Consider the following 15,718-nt stretch of genomic DNA (forward strand, 5'->3'; position numbering starts at 1 on the left):
TTCACCACCTGTACAGGGTCGATGCCCACGTGACCCCGCCTCCAAAAGAGGCCAGTAACAGCAGGTCACCCTTTTTTATCTTTTTTTTTGAAACCGCCTGGTCCAGCGTAATAGGAATGGAAGCTGACGACGTATTTCCATACTGTTGGATGGTCAGCTCCACCTTTTCTTTGGGAATCTTCAGATTTTTCATAACCTTCTCCAGAAGCCTGAAATTGGCCTGGTGAAAGACAAACAGATCAATCTCGCTTAATTTAATACCCTGCTCGTCCAAAACTTCTTGAATGACCTGCTCGAAATAAAGGACAGCGCTCCGGTATACCGAAAGCCCTTTCATTTGGATTGAATGAAGACTTTTTTTAAGGGTTTCTGGGCTGGAAGGAAGCCTCGACCCTCCTGCGGGAAGCTGGATAAAATCGTGTTTTCTCCCATCGGAATGAAGATGAAACGACAAAAACCCTTCTTTTTTCCGGGTTTTTGCAAGGACAACAGCTCCTCCCCCGTCACCAAATAAAATAGCGGTTCCCGGATCCCCAAGATTCAGCGTCTTCGATTTTACCTCACCTGAAGCCACTAAAGCAAACCTTGCCCCGGTTTGCTTTAAATGATTGTCCGCGATGGTAAGCGCGTAGACAAACCCGGAACACGATGCCTGAATATCAAAGGCCGGAATCTTTCCCGCCCCTACATTTTTTTGAAGAAGAACGGCGGAAGAGGGAAAGGTCATATCCGGCGAGGTCGAAGAAAAGACAATGATATCAAGTTCTTTTCCTTGAATTCCGGCGACCTTAAGCGCTTTTAAAGAAGCAATCGTGGCCAGATCGGACGAAGCCTCTTTTTCTGACGCCCATCTTCGTTCATGAACGCCTGTTTTTTTAATGATCTGACTTTCCGAAATGTTTAACTTTTTGGCAAGGAATTGATTTGAAATCACCTGCTCGGGCAGATAGGAGCCTGTTCCCCGGATCACGGTGTGAGGATTCATGCCGGGCATTATAGCATAGAGCGGCTCAAAAACTCTTTTTTAAATTTCAATAAAGAAGGTCCCCTTTGAACCCGGTCATTATCTCGGTCTTCCGCTTCTCCCCGGACCGGAGCTACGGCGCCCGGCTTCGGATGCTCCGGGCCTGGCGCCGCCCGGCCGCGGCCCGTTGGGCCTCGGCTGCCCCGGCGACGGATGGGTGGTCCGGCGGCCGGCCTTGGCCTTTGCCCGGGTGCGATCCTCCGCCTTTCTGGCGCGGATAGCGGCAATGCGTTCATTCAGCGGAACTTCAAGTCGTCCCGCAGGGCGGGCGGCATAGTCAAAATCGGGCACGGTCACCCGGGGCAGCCTTTTACCAACGGCTTTTTCGATGCTTCGGAGTTCACTCTCCTCCTCCGGCGACACAAAGGTAAACGCGTCGCCGGTCTCCTCTGCGCGGCCGGTCCGGCCAACGCGATGAATATAATCCTCGGGCGCTTTCGGTACATCGAAGTTCACCACATGGCCGAGCGCATTAATGTCGATGCCGCGGGCGGCGATATCCGTTGCCACCAGAACCCGGTACTTTCCACTCTTGAATCCGGCAAGCGCCGCGGTCCGCTGGGCCTGCGAACGGTTCCCGTGGATCCGCTCGGCCATGATGCCCTGCCGAACCAGGTAATCCGCGAGCCGGTTGGCGCGGTGCTTCGTGCGCGTGAAAACAAGCGCCTCCTTCATCTCTCCGCGCTGGAGGAGAGCGAGGAATAACGCCGATTTGAGCTCCTGAGGAACCGGGTAAACGGCCTGGGTAATTCCAACCGCCGGGGCAGCCTGACGTTCGAGGTTTATCATTGCCGGGGTGCGGAGCAGTTCCCGTGTAAGGGCCATGATCGACCCGGGCATCGTGGCACTAAAGAAAAACGTTTGCCTATGTAAAGGAATATGGCGCAGGATACGGCGGATATCCGGGAGAAAGCCCATATCGAGCATCCGATCCGCCTCATCAAGGACCAAAAATTCAAGCCCATTGAGTTTCGCATAAGGGGACCTGAAATGATCGAGCAGACGACCCGGCGTTGCAATGAGGACGTCAACCCCGCTCCTGAAAGCGTGCTCCTGAGGCCCCATTCCTACACCGCCGAAAACTGCCGCACCGGTGATCGGAGTGTGTACCGCAAGGTCATTTAAATCTTCGAGGATTTGCGCCGCAAGTTCGCGGGTGGGGGTGAGAACAAGGGCCCGAGTGGCCCCGCGAGGCTTGTCAATCAGCCGGTGGAGGATCGGCAAAAGAAAAGCGGCAGTCTTGCCGCTCCCGGTCGAAGCGCAGGCCAGGACATCCTGACCTGCGAGCGCGGGTGGAATGGCGTCGGCCTGGATAGGGGTCGGGCGGACAAAACCCAGGTCCTTTAAGCCTTTGAGAAGGTTTGGGTGAAGCTTGAGAGCGCTAAAAGGCATATCAAATCCTTATCTTATTATATTCAGGGGCCCGTCCGGTTTCACTCCGTGAAATCCTCCGATGCCCCCGAACCCCGTGTTACGCACCGGCTTAGCCGGTTGCTTCACTTTATTTAAGTGTAACCTAATTGGAATTAAAAAAGCAGGAATACTCCGGCATAGTAAGCCGACCAAAGAGTAAAGTCAAATATTCATCGACGGGAAGAAAAAATGGATTGAAGTTTCCTGATGGATTTGTTAAGTTTTAAACCTTATGAAAAATTCAAGCGCTGTCTTGTACTCTGCCTTCTGTAACGGTTCCTTTTTCTTTGTCTTGATTTTTGCCCTTTTCCTTTTCAATGGGTGCGCAAGCCCGCAGAAAGATGAAATCGGGCCTGAACTCCGCTCGCTGTTAGGAATCGATGAAAAACTTTCTGAAACCCCTCAGGAAGACCTGGAAAAAACGTTTGACGCCAATACGTTAATCAAGCGCGCGGAAACCTACTATGCCAAGGAGGAGTATGAATCTGCCCTTGTGGAATATCAGCGCTTCCTGGATCTTCATCCCATCGACCGCCTTGCCCATTTGGCAAAATTCCGGATCGGCCTCTGTTATTACCATCAGATTAAAACGATTGACCGGGACCTCGAACCGATTCAAAAGGCGTTGGCCGTTTTTCAAAATCTGGTGGCCGAAGCTCCCCAAAGTCTCTATGCCCAAAAAGCGGAACCGTATATTAATGAATTAAAAATTAAACTCGCAAATCGTGAATTTTATATCGGTTATTTTTATTATAAGAAAGGCGCTTACCCCGCCGCTTTAGCGCGGATGAATCAGATTCTTAAAGAATATCCGGAATCAAATAAAACCAACGATGCCCTCTTTTACCTTGGGTCATCTTACCAAAAAACAGGTGAATTGGAAAAAGCTAAAGAGATTTTTTCCCAATTGTTAAAAAAAGACCCTCAAACCCGTTACCGGGAACAGATCGACCAATTGTTCCCTTCGCTGTAAAACCGCTCCCATGCGTTATTACCCTATTTTCGTCAATCTGGAAAACCGTGTCGTCATCGTCGTCGGTGGAGGACCGGTTGCGGAGCGGAAAACGCTTTCTCTGATCGAAACTGGCGCCAATGTGGTCTTAATAAGCCCCGATTTAACCGTAAAACTTAAAGAACTTGTCCATGCCCGTCAAATCCACCACCTTTGCCGCTTTTACCAGCCGGGGGATTTAAAAGGCGCCGCGCTGGTCATTGCCGCCACGGATTCCGTTGAAGCGAATATACAGATTGTCCGGGACGCTGAGTCGCTCTCCCTTTTTGCCAATAATGTCACCTCGCCCGATCATTCGACTTTTATTGTCCCGTCAGTTATCGCGAAAAAAGATTTGCAGATTGCCATTTCAACGAGTGGACAAAGCCCCGCGCTGACCAGGCATATTCGTGAAAAATTGGAAAAAGAATTCGGCGGGGAATACGATCTTTTTATTGATCTGCTCAGTCAGGTTCGCAGACAGCTCCATAAACAGTCCGTTCCTGAAGAGCGGAGGGCTGGTATTTTGAATAAATTGGTGGAATCTGATATATTGGATTTATTAAAAAAAAATCAAAAAGAAAAAGCTTTAGAGAAGGCTAAGGAAATCTCGCAACTAACCCAAATAATAATATAAGAATATGCTTTATAGCCTGGCACGCGCACTCCAATTGATCGGTCTCATTATTACCTTCACCATCGTCATTTTATTCTTCGATTCGAGTTATCAAATGGGTTTCCTGCTGATCGGGACCATAACCGGGGTGGTCACCTTTTATGCAGGGTGGCTCCTCCAGCGTTAAATGGCTTCCTCGCAAAATTCCTTTTTAAAGGTTCTTTTTGAGGGGTGGGACTTCGAAATCGTTTAACTTAACTGCGCCATTTTTTCGACAACGACGACCAGCGCCGCAAAATCCTGTTCATCAAGCCCATGTGACTTCGCAATATCAAAAAGCCCGTTAACGACGGACGTTACCGGCAAAGGGACCTCCAAACGCTTTCCCTCCGTTACCGCTAATCGAATATCCTTGGCCATATTTTTAAGGGAAAAATGAGTTTCAAAATTTTTCGTTAATGCCGCCATTCCCTTCATTTTCAGCAAAGGAGAAGCAAGGGCGCTGTCATTTAAGACCTCGAGGATTTTTTCCGGGACAAGACCAGACTTTCTCCCGAGGGTAAACCCTTCAAAAAAGGCCTCCATCGCGCCGGCCATTGAAAGGTTATTGACCAGCTTCATCATGGCCCCTGTTCCAATACTTCCCATATGGACAATTTTTTTCGACAGCGGTGTTAAGACCGGACGAACCCGTTCAAGGTCTTTTTCCTCTCCTCCCACCATTAAGACCAGCTCGCCAGAGGCTGCGGCTATTTTGCTTCCGGTTACCGGGGCTTCGATAAAATAAGACCCTTTTTGGTAAAAGGCGTTCCCGAGCCTTCTGGCCGTATTCGGATCGACCGTCGTCATATCGATATGGGTTGCCCCTTTTTTAATCCCTTCAAGAACACCCCCTTTCCCTAAAACCACTTCTTTGACAGAAGCAGGGTCTCCAAGCATCGTAATGCTCACGTCGGAGCCCGAAACCGCCTCGGCGGGGGTCGCGGCTTCCAGAGCGCCGAGAAGAAGGAGTTCTTTTGCTTTTCCTGGCGTCCGATTATAAACGGTTAGTTCGAACCCGGCCCCTAAAAGTCTTTTGCACATTCCGGCCCCCATGATTCCAAGGCCTAAGAAACCAATCTTTTTCATTTATCCACTCCTTCATTCATTTAAAAAAGCGCCGGGACCTTCCGATGTTCAAGCGTATACGAAGGAACCAGCAGAAAGGGGTGATAAGAGTTCTTAACCTTTCTTAAAGGTAAAAGGCCGGAATCATCCATTGTATTCACCCACTGATAGGTATTTAATTCTTCACAAAAACGCCTGAAGATAAATTGCGCCAGCCCTTTAATAGAAATATCCGTGATTTCGGCCAGAACAATCAACGTGTTTTCATCAAGTTCCACGCCGAAGATATAACCTTTAACCATTGAACCCATGGTGACCACTCTCCCAATAATGCCCAGAGGCCCGGCTTCTTCCATCATCCTCCGATGGGCGACAGCGCTGTCTTCAATTAACTGGAGGGCGTACGACTTTTCCTGGTGAATCGAGGCGTTTTTCTTTTTTGCTCCCCATTCACCGAACAACGCCGTGCAACCGGGGATATCCTCCCGAATAAAAGGACGATATTCATAGGCCTGGTGTTTGATAAACGTGTTAAAACCCCATCTTTTTTCTTTGAAACCGGCTCCCTTTAACTCCGTGATCTTCGTTCTTTCATAAAGATAATCCCAGGATTTCAAATAACATTTAAACGGTTGTCCGTGAGTCTCCGAAACTTCCTTCATGCCTAAATTTTCGATACGGCTGAAGGACGGGTGTGGATTTAACCGGTCCATCATTTCAAAGGCACGGGGAATCGTCTCACTTAAGGGGCTTTCTCCCTGGGGAGGAATAGGCATATACCAAATTCCGTCATACGAGGCCAACAGAAAAACCGTCTCGTTTTCTTTAAGGACAAAGTAATTAAAGAAATCTTTCCATATCCAGATGACCGGAAAAGCAATCCCCGAAAGAAAAACGGCTTTTTTTTTAAAATTATTAAAAAAAAGCCTGTCGCCAAGAGAAAGCGGGATCAAATGATGAAGAATGGATTTTTTTTTAAAAATCATCTATACAGACAAACCTCTTAAGAGGAAGAGGACGACAACGTCTTCCTGAAACGGCCCGATGAGATCCGGGTTTTTTAATAACAGGGTCTGATAGGACTGCGCCTCAAGCCGTTGAGCCAATTCGGAACTAAAGGCCTGGATCTCCGGCCCGTTTAACCGATCCCTGATAAACGGACATTTCGTATCCATACCCAAAACCACCCCATTTGGCTGATTGACATTCAGGGGCCTGTTCGCTTCGCTCTCAATGCCCCCGAATCCCGGCTCTCCCGCAGGCAAAGCCTGCCGGTCGAGCCTCATCAAAACAAAAGGGTAAATTTCGCAGTCAAATGGTCTCACTTCATAAATCGAACAGCGATGTGAAGCCGGATCAAAACATGGGCATTGACATCCTCCGTTATGACCCGGGCTCTCGATTTCATCTGGAAAAGGGATTAAGCCGATCCTGCCCGATTTTTTTCCATTAAAAAAATCGAGGGAAAGGCCATACCGAGAAGCCTTCTGAACTTCTTCCTCCGTAAAAAAAGGAGCCAAAAAGCTATTCGCATCAGGAAAACGGCAGCAGATATCGCATTTCAAACAAAGGTCGGATGGCACGATTTGGGACAGCATGGTTCTATTTCTTGGGGTGGGAGGATTGCGTTCTATTAATTTCCACGGCGAAAAACCCGCGAATGTCAGGCACCGGCGGGACGCATTTCTTTAAAAAAATTCGCACCCCATGAATGGCAAACCGATTTAAGATTCGCTCCGCCATTTCCCCGGCCATAGACTCAAGCAGGATAAAGGGTTGACGACCGGCTTCCAAAACCACGTTGCACACCGCTTCATAATCGACTGTGTCCCGCAGGTTTCCTGATCTTCCGGCCTGTTTCAAGTCAAGCGTTAATTCTATAGAGGCGGAGAAGCGCTGAAGCGCGTTTCGTTCTGTTTCAGAGACCCCGCAGTGCCCTAAAAAATCAACGCCTTCGACTAAAATCTTATCAAAAGAATGGGAAACAGAAGTCACCGTTCAGGATTTCCCTCTGGTGAGTTTTTCAGAGGGCTCCATTTGAAAATGAAGAAGGTTTTGAACAATCTCGCCGCCCACAATATGTTTTTCAATGATTCTTTTCACAGCGGGTTTATCCACGTTGCAATACCAGATGCCTTCCGGATAAATCACAATATTAATCCCATATCGACATTGATCGAAACATCCAGATTTGTTAACCTTCACCTCGGTGTTAAAGATTTCTTTTTCCATCAACTGACGCCTAAACTCGTCCCTGATTTCTTCAGATCCCTTTTGCAGACAATCGTTTCCCTGGCAAATAAAAATATGTTTTGAATAGGCATTCATGAGGTTTTTCCATCTTGATAAAAAAAGGTTTTGCGGATGATTATACATGACTTCGCAAGCCCTTTCAATGTTTTCCCAAAAGACCTTGTTTATTAACCCGTTTTTAAATACAATCTTATTTTATATTTTATATTCCCCGGACCACCGGGATAGGGCTCTACTTGAACTTCTTAAACTTCCTGAAGAAAACAGCGTTTCAACGCCGTTCCATTTCGACTGGCATCGCGATGATGACATTCCTTGTTGGAACCGTTTTTGCCTTCATCATCGCCGGCACCGCCTACCAACTTGAACATCAGCATGAGACTGAAGATTTAGAAAAGCGAGCTCATCGATTGACCGATAGACTAAGCCTGGTTTTCGGATTGATTCTCGAAAAGCAAGATTTCGTTTCAGCTCAAAAAATAGTTGAAAAAACCGCTTCTGATCCTGGAATTGCCTACATGGCCCTCATTAATGATCAATTTAAAATTGTTGCTTCCAGTCAAAAACACCTTAACACATCTCTAGTATCCGCCGACACCGAAAATCCCGGTCTCTCGGAAATATTAACGGAGATGTTCAAAAATAAAAAAGAAAAAACCCTCCGCCATCTCAATAACGATCTGATCGATATCATCGTTCCGATTGAAACGTCATCACAGCCTCCACCGGGTTATGCCATGATCATTTCTTTCCGCAGCCGGTATATCTCCGCGGAATCAAAAAATTTGTTTTGGTCTTATTTGAAACTGACACTGGCGTTGACGTCAGTTGCCATGATCATCCTTTATTTTCTTTTACACCGGATCGTCACTTTCCCTCTTCGTCAACTGATCTCTGCCTCCAGGCGGCTCGGTCAAGGCGATTTGGGGTTTCAGGTCCCCATCACCTCTTCATATGAAATAAAAACACTTACCGAAACTTTCAATCAAATGTCGATTTCTCTTGAGGCCCAGCAAAAAGCCATCAAAACCTCCGAGGGAAAATACCTCCACATTTTCCATTTTTTTCCGGCTCCTTTGATTTTAATCGACCCGGCAGCGCGGATAATCAACGTAAATTCCGTTTACCTCTCACAGTCAAAATCCCGGATCTATCTGAAAGAATGGGAGGGCAAATTCGTCTGGGATATCCCCTTTGTGCAAAAAGGAGATTTTAAGACTGACATCCATCATTTACTGGAGGAAGGGAAACCCTTTAAATTATGGAAAGTCCCGATTACCCTTTCCGAAAAACGGCCTCCTTCTATTTTCAATATCAGCGGGATACCGCTTTTTGAAAATCCGGGAAACATTTCAGGAGCTGTGCTGGCGATTGAAGATATTACGCTACAGCAAAACCTGGAGTCTCAACTCATTCAATCCCAAAAAATGGAAAGTCTGGAGATTTTAACGGGTGGGATCGCCCATGATTTTAATAATATTTTGACGGCCATTCTCGGCTATACCCAGCTCTTGTTGGAACAGCGACCCCATGATGAATTTATCCAGAAAGCCTTAAAGGTTATTGAAAAATCGTCGTTGCGAGCGAGAGATTTAATCCAGCAAATGATCGGGTTTGCCCGTTGGCATCCTTTAGCCAAGTCCCGGGTAGATGTCGTCTCACTTATTTCAGAAACCGTCTCATCCGTCCAGAAAAACCTTGAAGCTGATATTACGCTTCATTATGAACCAAACCACCACTCTATCTATATTTTTGCGGATGAAGACCAGATTCACCAGGCGCTTCTGAATCTTTGCATTAACGCCCGGGATGCCATCGAGACCTTGCCGGGCCACACCGGATATATCCGGTTAAGAACAGAGCTTACCGCACCTGGCGCCAGGGAGTATGTTTATATTCACATCCAGGACAATGGAACCGGAATGGAACCGGAAGTCCTTTCTCACATCTTCGAACCCTTTTACACAACTAAGGAGGTCGGAAAAGGATCAGGCCTCGGGTTGTCAGTGACTTATGGGATTGTAAAAGCAAACGACGGAGACATCACCGTTGCTTCTGAGCCCGGTAAAGGGACCACTTTTATCTTACGGTTTCCCACGATTGCCTGAAAACCTCAAACGCCCTTTTGATTGTATTCCCTTCTTAATCTTGTTATAATGCTTTTTTAACCTTATAGAGATTCTTTGGAATCAAAATCGCCGGGACAGGATAGCGACTGATTTCAATAGGAAGACAGGAATAACAATGGGCAACAAAACCATACCCGGTACCGCGGGAAAAGAAACTCTACCCACCACCGCTGGAAAAGAGATCGTCTCCATGTGCACAAAATGCAAACTGCCGCTTGAGCATACCATCATCGCCGCGGCAGATGGAAAAGTGTTGAAAGTCCAATGTAAAATTTGCGGCGGTCAACATCGCTTTGTCTCTCCGGACGCTAAAGTAACGGTTCGACGCCCCAGAGTTAAAAAAGAACAAGTTTGGGAGCAATTGATTAAACCTGTATCCTCAAAAACAAAAATCCCTTATACCCTTTCAGGACGATACAGAGGAAATGACCTCATTGACCATCCTGTTTTTGGAATCGGAATAGTCAAAGAGATTCTCTCCAAGGAAAAATTTCTAGTGGTTTTTAAAGAAGGAGAAAAACTGCTCGCCAGCGGAAGACTTCCGGTTTAAAATCGGAATCCGGATTGGGGATTTGGAAGAGGCCGCTTTTCCGAATCCCCAATCCAAATCAGATATCTCTCAGCCCTTTTTCTTATTGAGGAAACTCCGCGGGGGCCTTGATCCGCTGCCAGCCCTCTCCGCTTAGAGTCCTTAAAAAGTCCACTACGTCTGTCTTTTCCTGCTCTGTCAGATCGAGGGGAATGATAAGTTCATCCTGAAACGGATTTTTAATCCCCCCCTTGTTATAAAACGAGACCACTTCTTCGAGAGTGCCAAACCGCCCGTCATGCATATAGGGCGCTGTATTCGCGATTTCCCGGAGTGTCGGAGTTTTAAACGCGCTAATTTCCGGACTCTTTTTGGTGACCAAATAACGTCCTAAATCGGGGGTCGCCGTGTCCCAACCAATCCCCAGGTTATGAAATTTTTCATCTGTAAAATTAAAACCGGAATGACATTTGGTGCAGCGGGCCTTTCCCCGAAACAATTGCAGTCCCCGTTTCGCGGAATCAGAGATCGCATCTTCTTTTCCTTCCGAATCATATTGATCCGCCGGACTGTTCCCTGACAGGACGGTTCTTTCAAAGGAAGCGATCGCTTTTCCAACCGCGCCGATTGTGATAACATCTGTACCAAAAGCCTTTTTAAACTCCTTTCCGTATCCTTCGATGCCGCGGAGTTTCGCAACCACCTCCCCATGATCGCCAAAACCATGTTCCACAGGATTAATTAATGGACCCACAGCCTGTTCTTCCATCGTGGCGGCCCGTCCGTCCCAGAACTGGATCTTGCTAAAACCCCGGTTAATCACCGTCGGAGCGCTTCGCCCCCCCTGTAAATGTTTAATACCGGATGACACAGCCTGCCCATCGGTAAAAGCCAGAGCCGGGATATGACAGCTTGCGCACGCAATAGAATTGTCTTTTGAAAGGCGTCTATCGAAGAAAAGAAACCTCCCCAATTCCACCCTCTCCCTTGTCATCGGATTGTCTTTGGGAACGTAAAAAGCGCTCTCCTCCAGCCCTAAAGGAATCGGCGGCTGAATTGAATCGCCCTGACCTTCCGCGCCAAACCCATCATGGGGCAAAAAAAGCATCACTAAAAGAGAGATGATGAATCGAGTCGTTGTCTTCCGTTGAACGCTTGAGAAATTCAGCAAATCCATAGAGATAACCTCCGCCATAATTAGTATTTAATATTATTTAATAATAATTATTAAATAATATTAAATACTTTTTGTCAAGCGAAAACTTCCCAAAAACATTTTTTCATCGGTTTTAGTCCCGATGTTGCCCAAGACCAGCGATAGACTTCGCACCCACTTATTAATCATGTCATTGCGAGCACCGAAGGGTGCGTGGCAATCTTATCGTAAAGTCTTGAGATTGCTTCACTTTGTTCGCAATGACAGCTTTCTAACTCTGTTCTGAGCCTGACTTAAACAGGCCCTAAACTTTTTCATTCAATTCCACGTCATCCATTTAAACATTTTGATTTAGACATTATCAAGGGAGAAAACCAATGGCATCCGTCGATATCGAGTCCGTCTTAAAGGAAAAAAGGGTCTTCAAACCCGTCCGCCAATTTTCTAAAACTGCCCATATTAAGAGCATGAAAGCGTACCAGGCGCTCTATCAACAGGGAGCTAAAAACCCTGAAAAGTTCTGGGGAACCCTGGCTAAAGAACTGGATTGGTTTGCTCCCTGGAAAAAGGTCTTACAGTGGAAAGAGCCTTTTGCAAAATGGTTTGTCGGTGGAAAAATTAATGTCTCCTATAACTGCCTGGACCGGCATATTAAAACCTGGCGAAAAAATAAAGCCGCCTTGATCTGGGAAGGAGAACCCGGCGATTCAAGAACCCTGACTTACCAGGACCTTTTCCGTGAAGTTTGCAAATTCTCAAATGTTTTGAAAAACCTCGGAATCCAAAAAGGCGATCGAGTGGCCATCTATATGCCGATGGTCCCGGAACTCGCCATCGCCATGCTGGCATGCGCCAGAATCGGGGCAACCCATTCAATTATCTTCGGCGGGTTTTCTGCCGAGGCTCTAAAAGACCGGATCCTCGATGCCGAGGCAAAGCTCGTCGTAACGGCGGATGGAGGATTCCGTAAAGGAACTGTGGTCCCCCTGAAAGAAAATGTGGATCAGGCCGTGAAAGCAACGCCTTCCGTACAGCATATCATTGTCTTTAAAAGAACGAAAAACCCGATTCAAATGGCGGAAGGCAGAGACCATGACTGGAATGACCTCATGGCCGGCGTTTCGGATGTCTGTCCTCCTGAAAAACTCGACTCGGAGCATCCCCTTTTTATCCTTTATACCAGCGGGACAACGGGAAAGCCGAAGGGCGTTGTTCATTCTACGGGAGGATACCTCCTCGGCGCCCATATCACCAGCAAATGGGTGTTTGATTTAAAGGATGAAGACACCTATTGGTGCACAGCGGATATTGGCTGGGTTACCGGCCATAGCTATATCGTGTACGGCCCTTTGTCCAACGGAGCGACCAGCGTCATGTACGAAGGGGCTCCAACCTATCCCCAACCCGACCGTTTATGGGAAATCATTGACAAATACAAAATCAACATCTTTTATACGGCGCCCACGGCGATCCGCGCTTTGATTAAAAACGGAGACGAATGGCCCCTAAAACATGATTTAGGAAGTCTCCGACTCCTTGGAACCGTTGGGGAGCCGATCAATCCGGAGGCCTGGATATGGTACCACACCATCATCGGTAAAAAGAAATGCCCGATCGTTGATACCTGGTGGCAAACAGAAACAGGATCTATTTTGATCACGCCTCTTCCAGGGGCAATCCCCACCAAACCAGGATCTGCAACGCTTCCATTACCCGGAATTATGGCAGATGTGGTCAATAAAGAAGGGAAACCGGTCGGTCCGAATCAGGGAGGGTATCTGGTCATTAAAAAACCCTGGCCCAGCATGATGAGAACGATTTATAAAGATCCGGAAAGATTTAAAAAACAATACTGGACGCAGTTTAAAGGAATGTATTTCACAGGGGATGGCGCAAGAAAAGACAAAGATGGTTATTTTTGGGTCATGGGCCGGGTGGACGACGTGATCAATGTGGCCGGACACCGGCTCGGCACCATGGAAATCGAGAGCGCTCTGGTCAGTCATCAGAGTGTCGCGGAGGCTTCTGTCGTAGGCCGGCCGGACGAAATCAAAGGTACTGCCATTGTGGCCTTTGTAACCTTAAAAGGGAAATTGGACGGCTCGGACGAATTGAGGGACGACCTCCGCCGACACGTCGTTAAAGAAATCGGAGCGATTGCCAGACCCGATGAGATACGCTTTACAGAAAACCTTCCTAAAACCCGCAGTGGAAAAATCATGCGGAGGCTCCTCAGGGACATTGCCGCCCATAACCAGACGATTGGAGATACTTCAACTTTAGAAGATATTTCGGTGTTGGCAAAACTGAGAGACGATGAAGAATAAAGATAAAACATTAAATCTTGATTTGGCTCCTATCGAACGAAGAAACATCCTCGTCTCCGGAAAGGTCCAGGGCGTGGGGTACCGAAAGTTTGTTGTTGGCCATGCGGTGAAATTAAGCCTCACAGGTTTTTGCAAAAACCTCCCTTCGGGAGAAGTCGAGGTTGAAGCTGAAGGCCCTTCTGAAAAGATTCAAGAACTTGTCAGACATCTGCATCAGGGCCCTCCCGGAGGGGAGGTCGAAAAGGTCATTGTCTCATCTGCCCTTACCCTGAAACACAACGCTGATTTTACCATCGCCTATTAGGGGTATGCATTTTGATTGCGAACTGTCCCATTAAATACTATAATTCAATTCGTATCGACATCTTACCGGCTCCAAAAGGAAAATCTGAATGAAATTACAGGGAAAGATCGTCCTCGTAACCGGCGGGGGAAGAGGAATCGGGAAAGCAACAGCCAGGTGTTTTGCAAGAGAGGGCGCCAAAGTCGTCATTTGTTCGAGATCCGGGATGGAATTAAAGGAAACCGAAAAGGAAATTAAAAATGAGGGACATGACGTCCTGATTCATGTAGCCGACATTACTTCGATTCGGGAGGTTCAGCGGCTTTTTAAGACCATAAAATCCTATTATGGCTATGTCGATATCTTAATCAACAATGCTTCAATTCTCGGTCCGAAAACTGAAATCATTTCTTATCCTTATCAAGAGTGGCTTAAAGTCATTGACGTCAATCTAAATGGGATGTTTAATGTCACCCAATCGGCCTTAAAACAGATGGTGTTAAAAAATGGCGGCTGCATCATTAACATCTCCTCTGGAGTCGGCAGACAGGGAAAACCACACTGGGGAGCTTACGCCGTTTCCAAATTCGGAGTGGAGGGTTTGACCCAGGTGCTGGCGCCCGAAGTGTCTCAATATCATATCCGGGTCATGTCGTTGAATCCCGGTCCTACCCGCACTCAAATGAGAGCTGCAGCCTGCCCGGATGAGGACCCGCAAACAGTTCCTCCTCCGGAAAAGATCGCAGAAACCTGTTTATACCTGGCGACCTCCACAGATATTTCTGACTCCGGGAAATCATTTGATTCACGGGAACTTTTCGATAAGATCTCCCGCTAAAGATGAAAGCCGTCGTTCTTTACCAGCCTGGCGGTCCTGAAAAATTAACGTATACGGATTATCCCACCCCTTCCGTCTCATCCGGCGAAATCCTCATAAAAGTCAAGGCCTGCTCAATTAACCATCTTGATCTTTGGATACGAAACGGTCTCTCCGCTTACAAAACCGTTTTTCCGCATATCCTCGGATCAGATATTTCCGGCGTCGTCGACACGGCGGGATCAGACGTTAAAGAATTCTCCCGGGGAACACCCGTAATCGTTTCTCCAAACTTCGGATGCTTTAAATGTCCCTATTGTTTATCCGGAAAAGATAACCAATGCAATGATTTTAAGATTGTGGGAGCCAGCCTTCCGGGCGGTTATGCGGAATTTATTAAAGTCCCCGTTCAACATCTCCTGAGAGCTCCCGAGAATCTTTCTTTTGAAGAATCCGCGGCCTTCCCTTTAACCTTTTTAACCGCATGGCATATGGTCGTTACAAAAGGGAATTTACAGGCCGGTCAAACGATTCTAATTTTAGGAGGAGGAAGCGGCATCGGGTCCGCGGCAATTCAAATTTCAAAATTGCTGGGCGCAAATATTGTCGCTACGGCGGGATCGCCCGAAAAACTTGAAAAAGCAAAGGAATTAGGCGCAAATTGGGTCATCAATCATGAAACAGAAAATATTCTCGAAAGGGTCAGGCAGATAACGCGTAGCGAAGGCGTCGATTTAGTTTTTGAACATGTCGGACCTAAAACCTGGAAACAGAGCATTGCCTCCCTGAAAAAAGGGGGACGGCTCGTCACCTGCGGTTCGACTACCGGTCCTGCCACCGAATTGGATCTCCGGTTTATTTTCTCCCGCCATTTATCCATCCTGGGATCATCCCTTGGAACGCGAGCGGAACTTATGACAATTGTTAAACTGATGGAGCAAAAGAAACTGCATCCCGTCATTGACCGGACCTACCCTTTAAACGAAGCCTCTAAAGCCCATGAACGAATCGAATCGCGGCATTTTTTCGGAAAAATCGTCCTTATACCTTAAAAAATCCTCCCTGAGAAAAAC

17 protein-coding genes are annotated in these 15,718 nt (G+C 47.2%); 9 read left to right on the forward strand and 8 right to left on the reverse strand.

Annotation, left to right across the window (positions count from 1 at the left end):
• Window position 1 precedes the first annotated feature (1 nt).
• Together HYR79_10595 and HYR79_10600 are read right to left on the reverse strand one after the other, a co-directional pair.
• Window positions 2-985: a ketoacyl-ACP synthase III gene (locus HYR79_10595; protein ID MBI1822144.1), complete on the reverse strand. Its 984-nt coding sequence runs from the start codon at window positions 983-985 to the stop codon at window positions 2-4.
• A 78-nt stretch (window positions 986-1,063) separates the two neighbouring features.
• Entirely contained in the window at window positions 1,064-2,416 is a 1,353-nt protein-coding gene (locus HYR79_10600) for a DEAD/DEAH box helicase (GenBank protein ID MBI1822145.1), read from the reverse strand.
• Between the two features lie 253 nt (window positions 2,417-2,669).
• On the opposite strand from HYR79_10600, the gene bamD reads away from it, so the two are divergent.
• The 3 genes from bamD to HYR79_10615 are packed head-to-tail and all read left to right on the forward strand — an operon-like array spanning window position 2,670 to window position 4,231.
• On the forward strand, window positions 2,670-3,410 hold the full coding sequence (gene bamD / locus HYR79_10605) for an outer membrane protein assembly factor BamD (protein MBI1822146.1): 741 nt from the start codon (window positions 2,670-2,672) through the stop codon (window positions 3,408-3,410).
• A gap of 10 nt (window positions 3,411-3,420) precedes the next feature.
• Entirely contained in the window at window positions 3,421-4,065 is a 645-nt protein-coding gene (locus HYR79_10610; protein ID MBI1822147.1) for a bifunctional precorrin-2 dehydrogenase/sirohydrochlorin ferrochelatase, read from the forward strand.
• 4 nt (window positions 4,066-4,069) lie between these two features.
• Window positions 4,070-4,231 carry a hypothetical protein gene (locus HYR79_10615; GenBank protein ID MBI1822148.1) on the forward strand — a complete coding sequence of 54 codons (162 nt, stop codon included), beginning with the start codon at window positions 4,070-4,072 and terminating at the stop codon, window positions 4,229-4,231.
• A 62-nt stretch (window positions 4,232-4,293) separates the two neighbouring features.
• Here HYR79_10615 and HYR79_10620 read toward each other — a convergent pair whose 3' ends face one another.
• From HYR79_10620 to HYR79_10640, 5 genes are read right to left on the reverse strand one after another with little or no spacing between them, the layout of a single operon-like run.
• The gene (locus tag HYR79_10620) at window positions 4,294-5,172 is read right to left on the reverse strand and encodes an NAD(P)-dependent oxidoreductase (GenBank protein ID MBI1822149.1); all 879 of its coding nucleotides are present in this window, start codon (window positions 5,170-5,172) and stop codon (window positions 4,294-4,296) included.
• Window positions 5,173-5,192: 20 nt separating this feature from the next.
• Window positions 5,193-6,137, reverse strand: coding sequence for a DUF2156 domain-containing protein (locus tag HYR79_10625; protein ID MBI1822150.1), 945 nt, complete (start codon window positions 6,135-6,137; stop codon window positions 5,193-5,195).
• Window positions 6,138-6,749, reverse strand: a complete 612-nt coding sequence (locus HYR79_10630) for a YkgJ family cysteine cluster protein (GenBank protein MBI1822151.1) — start codon at window positions 6,747-6,749, stop codon at window positions 6,138-6,140.
• Between the two features lie 4 nt (window positions 6,750-6,753).
• Entirely contained in the window at window positions 6,754-7,146 is a 393-nt protein-coding gene (gene folB / locus HYR79_10635) for a dihydroneopterin aldolase (GenBank protein ID MBI1822152.1), read from the reverse strand.
• 3 nt (window positions 7,147-7,149) lie between these two features.
• Window positions 7,150-7,479, reverse strand: coding sequence for a (2Fe-2S) ferredoxin domain-containing protein (locus HYR79_10640; protein MBI1822153.1), 330 nt, complete (start codon window positions 7,477-7,479; stop codon window positions 7,150-7,152).
• A 227-nt stretch (window positions 7,480-7,706) separates the two neighbouring features.
• Between HYR79_10640 and HYR79_10645 the strand changes: the two genes are divergently transcribed.
• Together HYR79_10645 and HYR79_10650 are read left to right on the forward strand one after the other, a co-directional pair.
• Window positions 7,707-9,512, forward strand: coding sequence for a HAMP domain-containing protein (locus HYR79_10645; GenBank protein ID MBI1822154.1), 1,806 nt, complete (start codon window positions 7,707-7,709; stop codon window positions 9,510-9,512).
• Window positions 9,513-9,648: 136 nt separating this feature from the next.
• Window positions 9,649-10,083: a hypothetical protein gene (locus tag HYR79_10650; protein ID MBI1822155.1), complete on the forward strand. Its 435-nt coding sequence runs from the start codon at window positions 9,649-9,651 to the stop codon at window positions 10,081-10,083.
• Window positions 10,084-10,165: 82 nt separating this feature from the next.
• Here the strand turns inward: HYR79_10650 and HYR79_10655 are convergent, their stop codons facing one another.
• Window positions 10,166-11,239 (reverse strand): c-type cytochrome, encoded by a 1,074-nt coding sequence (locus HYR79_10655; protein MBI1822156.1) that lies wholly within the window; start codon window positions 11,237-11,239, stop codon window positions 10,166-10,168.
• A 356-nt stretch (window positions 11,240-11,595) separates the two neighbouring features.
• On the opposite strand from HYR79_10655, the gene acs reads away from it, so the two are divergent.
• The 4 genes from acs to HYR79_10675 all read left to right on the forward strand — a co-directional run bounded on the left by acs (window position 11,596) and on the right by HYR79_10675 (window position 15,697).
• Window positions 11,596-13,545 carry an acetate--CoA ligase gene (gene acs / locus HYR79_10660; protein ID MBI1822157.1) on the forward strand — a complete coding sequence of 650 codons (1,950 nt, stop codon included), beginning with the start codon at window positions 11,596-11,598 and terminating at the stop codon, window positions 13,543-13,545.
• Window positions 13,535-13,849, forward strand: coding sequence for an acylphosphatase (locus tag HYR79_10665; GenBank protein MBI1822158.1), 315 nt, complete (start codon window positions 13,535-13,537; stop codon window positions 13,847-13,849). Before acs ends, HYR79_10665 begins: the two co-directional genes overlap by 11 nt.
• 88 nt (window positions 13,850-13,937) lie before the next feature.
• Window positions 13,938-14,666: an SDR family oxidoreductase gene (locus HYR79_10670; GenBank protein ID MBI1822159.1), complete on the forward strand. Its 729-nt coding sequence runs from the start codon at window positions 13,938-13,940 to the stop codon at window positions 14,664-14,666.
• A gap of 2 nt (window positions 14,667-14,668) precedes the next feature.
• Window positions 14,669-15,697, forward strand: a complete 1,029-nt coding sequence (locus tag HYR79_10675) for a zinc-binding dehydrogenase (GenBank protein ID MBI1822160.1) — start codon at window positions 14,669-14,671, stop codon at window positions 15,695-15,697.
• The last annotated feature ends 21 nt before the right edge of the window (window positions 15,698-15,718 follow it).

Source organism: Nitrospirota bacterium (assembly GCA_016178585.1).
In the GTDB taxonomy this organism is placed as follows: Bacteria; Nitrospirota; Nitrospiria; order JACQBW01; family JACQBW01; genus JACOTA01.

Coding starts and splice junctions, on each gene's coding strand:
- HYR79_10595 (MBI1822144.1), bottom strand. CDS start 985: ATGAATCCTCACACCGTGATCCGGGGAACAGGCTCCTATCTGCCCGAG.
- HYR79_10600 (MBI1822145.1), bottom strand. CDS start 2,416: ATGCCTTTTAGCGCTCTCAAGCTTCACCCAAACCTTCTCAAAGGCTTA.
- bamD (MBI1822146.1), top strand. CDS start 2,670: ATGAAAAATTCAAGCGCTGTCTTGTACTCTGCCTTCTGTAACGGTTCC.
- HYR79_10610 (MBI1822147.1), top strand. CDS start 3,421: ATGCGTTATTACCCTATTTTCGTCAATCTGGAAAACCGTGTCGTCATC.
- HYR79_10615 (MBI1822148.1), top strand. CDS start 4,070: ATGCTTTATAGCCTGGCACGCGCACTCCAATTGATCGGTCTCATTATT.
- HYR79_10620 (MBI1822149.1), bottom strand. CDS start 5,172: ATGAAAAAGATTGGTTTCTTAGGCCTTGGAATCATGGGGGCCGGAATG.
- HYR79_10625 (MBI1822150.1), bottom strand. CDS start 6,137: ATGATTTTTAAAAAAAAATCCATTCTTCATCATTTGATCCCGCTTTCT.
- HYR79_10630 (MBI1822151.1), bottom strand. CDS start 6,749: ATGCTGTCCCAAATCGTGCCATCCGACCTTTGTTTGAAATGCGATATC.
- HYR79_10640 (MBI1822153.1), bottom strand. CDS start 7,479: ATGAATGCCTATTCAAAACATATTTTTATTTGCCAGGGAAACGATTGT.
- HYR79_10645 (MBI1822154.1), top strand. CDS start 7,707: ATGATGACATTCCTTGTTGGAACCGTTTTTGCCTTCATCATCGCCGGC.
- HYR79_10650 (MBI1822155.1), top strand. CDS start 9,649: ATGGGCAACAAAACCATACCCGGTACCGCGGGAAAAGAAACTCTACCC.
- HYR79_10655 (MBI1822156.1), bottom strand. CDS start 11,239: ATGGATTTGCTGAATTTCTCAAGCGTTCAACGGAAGACAACGACTCGA.
- acs (MBI1822157.1), top strand. CDS start 11,596: ATGGCATCCGTCGATATCGAGTCCGTCTTAAAGGAAAAAAGGGTCTTC.
- HYR79_10665 (MBI1822158.1), top strand. CDS start 13,535: ATGAAGAATAAAGATAAAACATTAAATCTTGATTTGGCTCCTATCGAA.
- HYR79_10670 (MBI1822159.1), top strand. CDS start 13,938: ATGAAATTACAGGGAAAGATCGTCCTCGTAACCGGCGGGGGAAGAGGA.
- HYR79_10675 (MBI1822160.1), top strand. CDS start 14,669: ATGAAAGCCGTCGTTCTTTACCAGCCTGGCGGTCCTGAAAAATTAACG.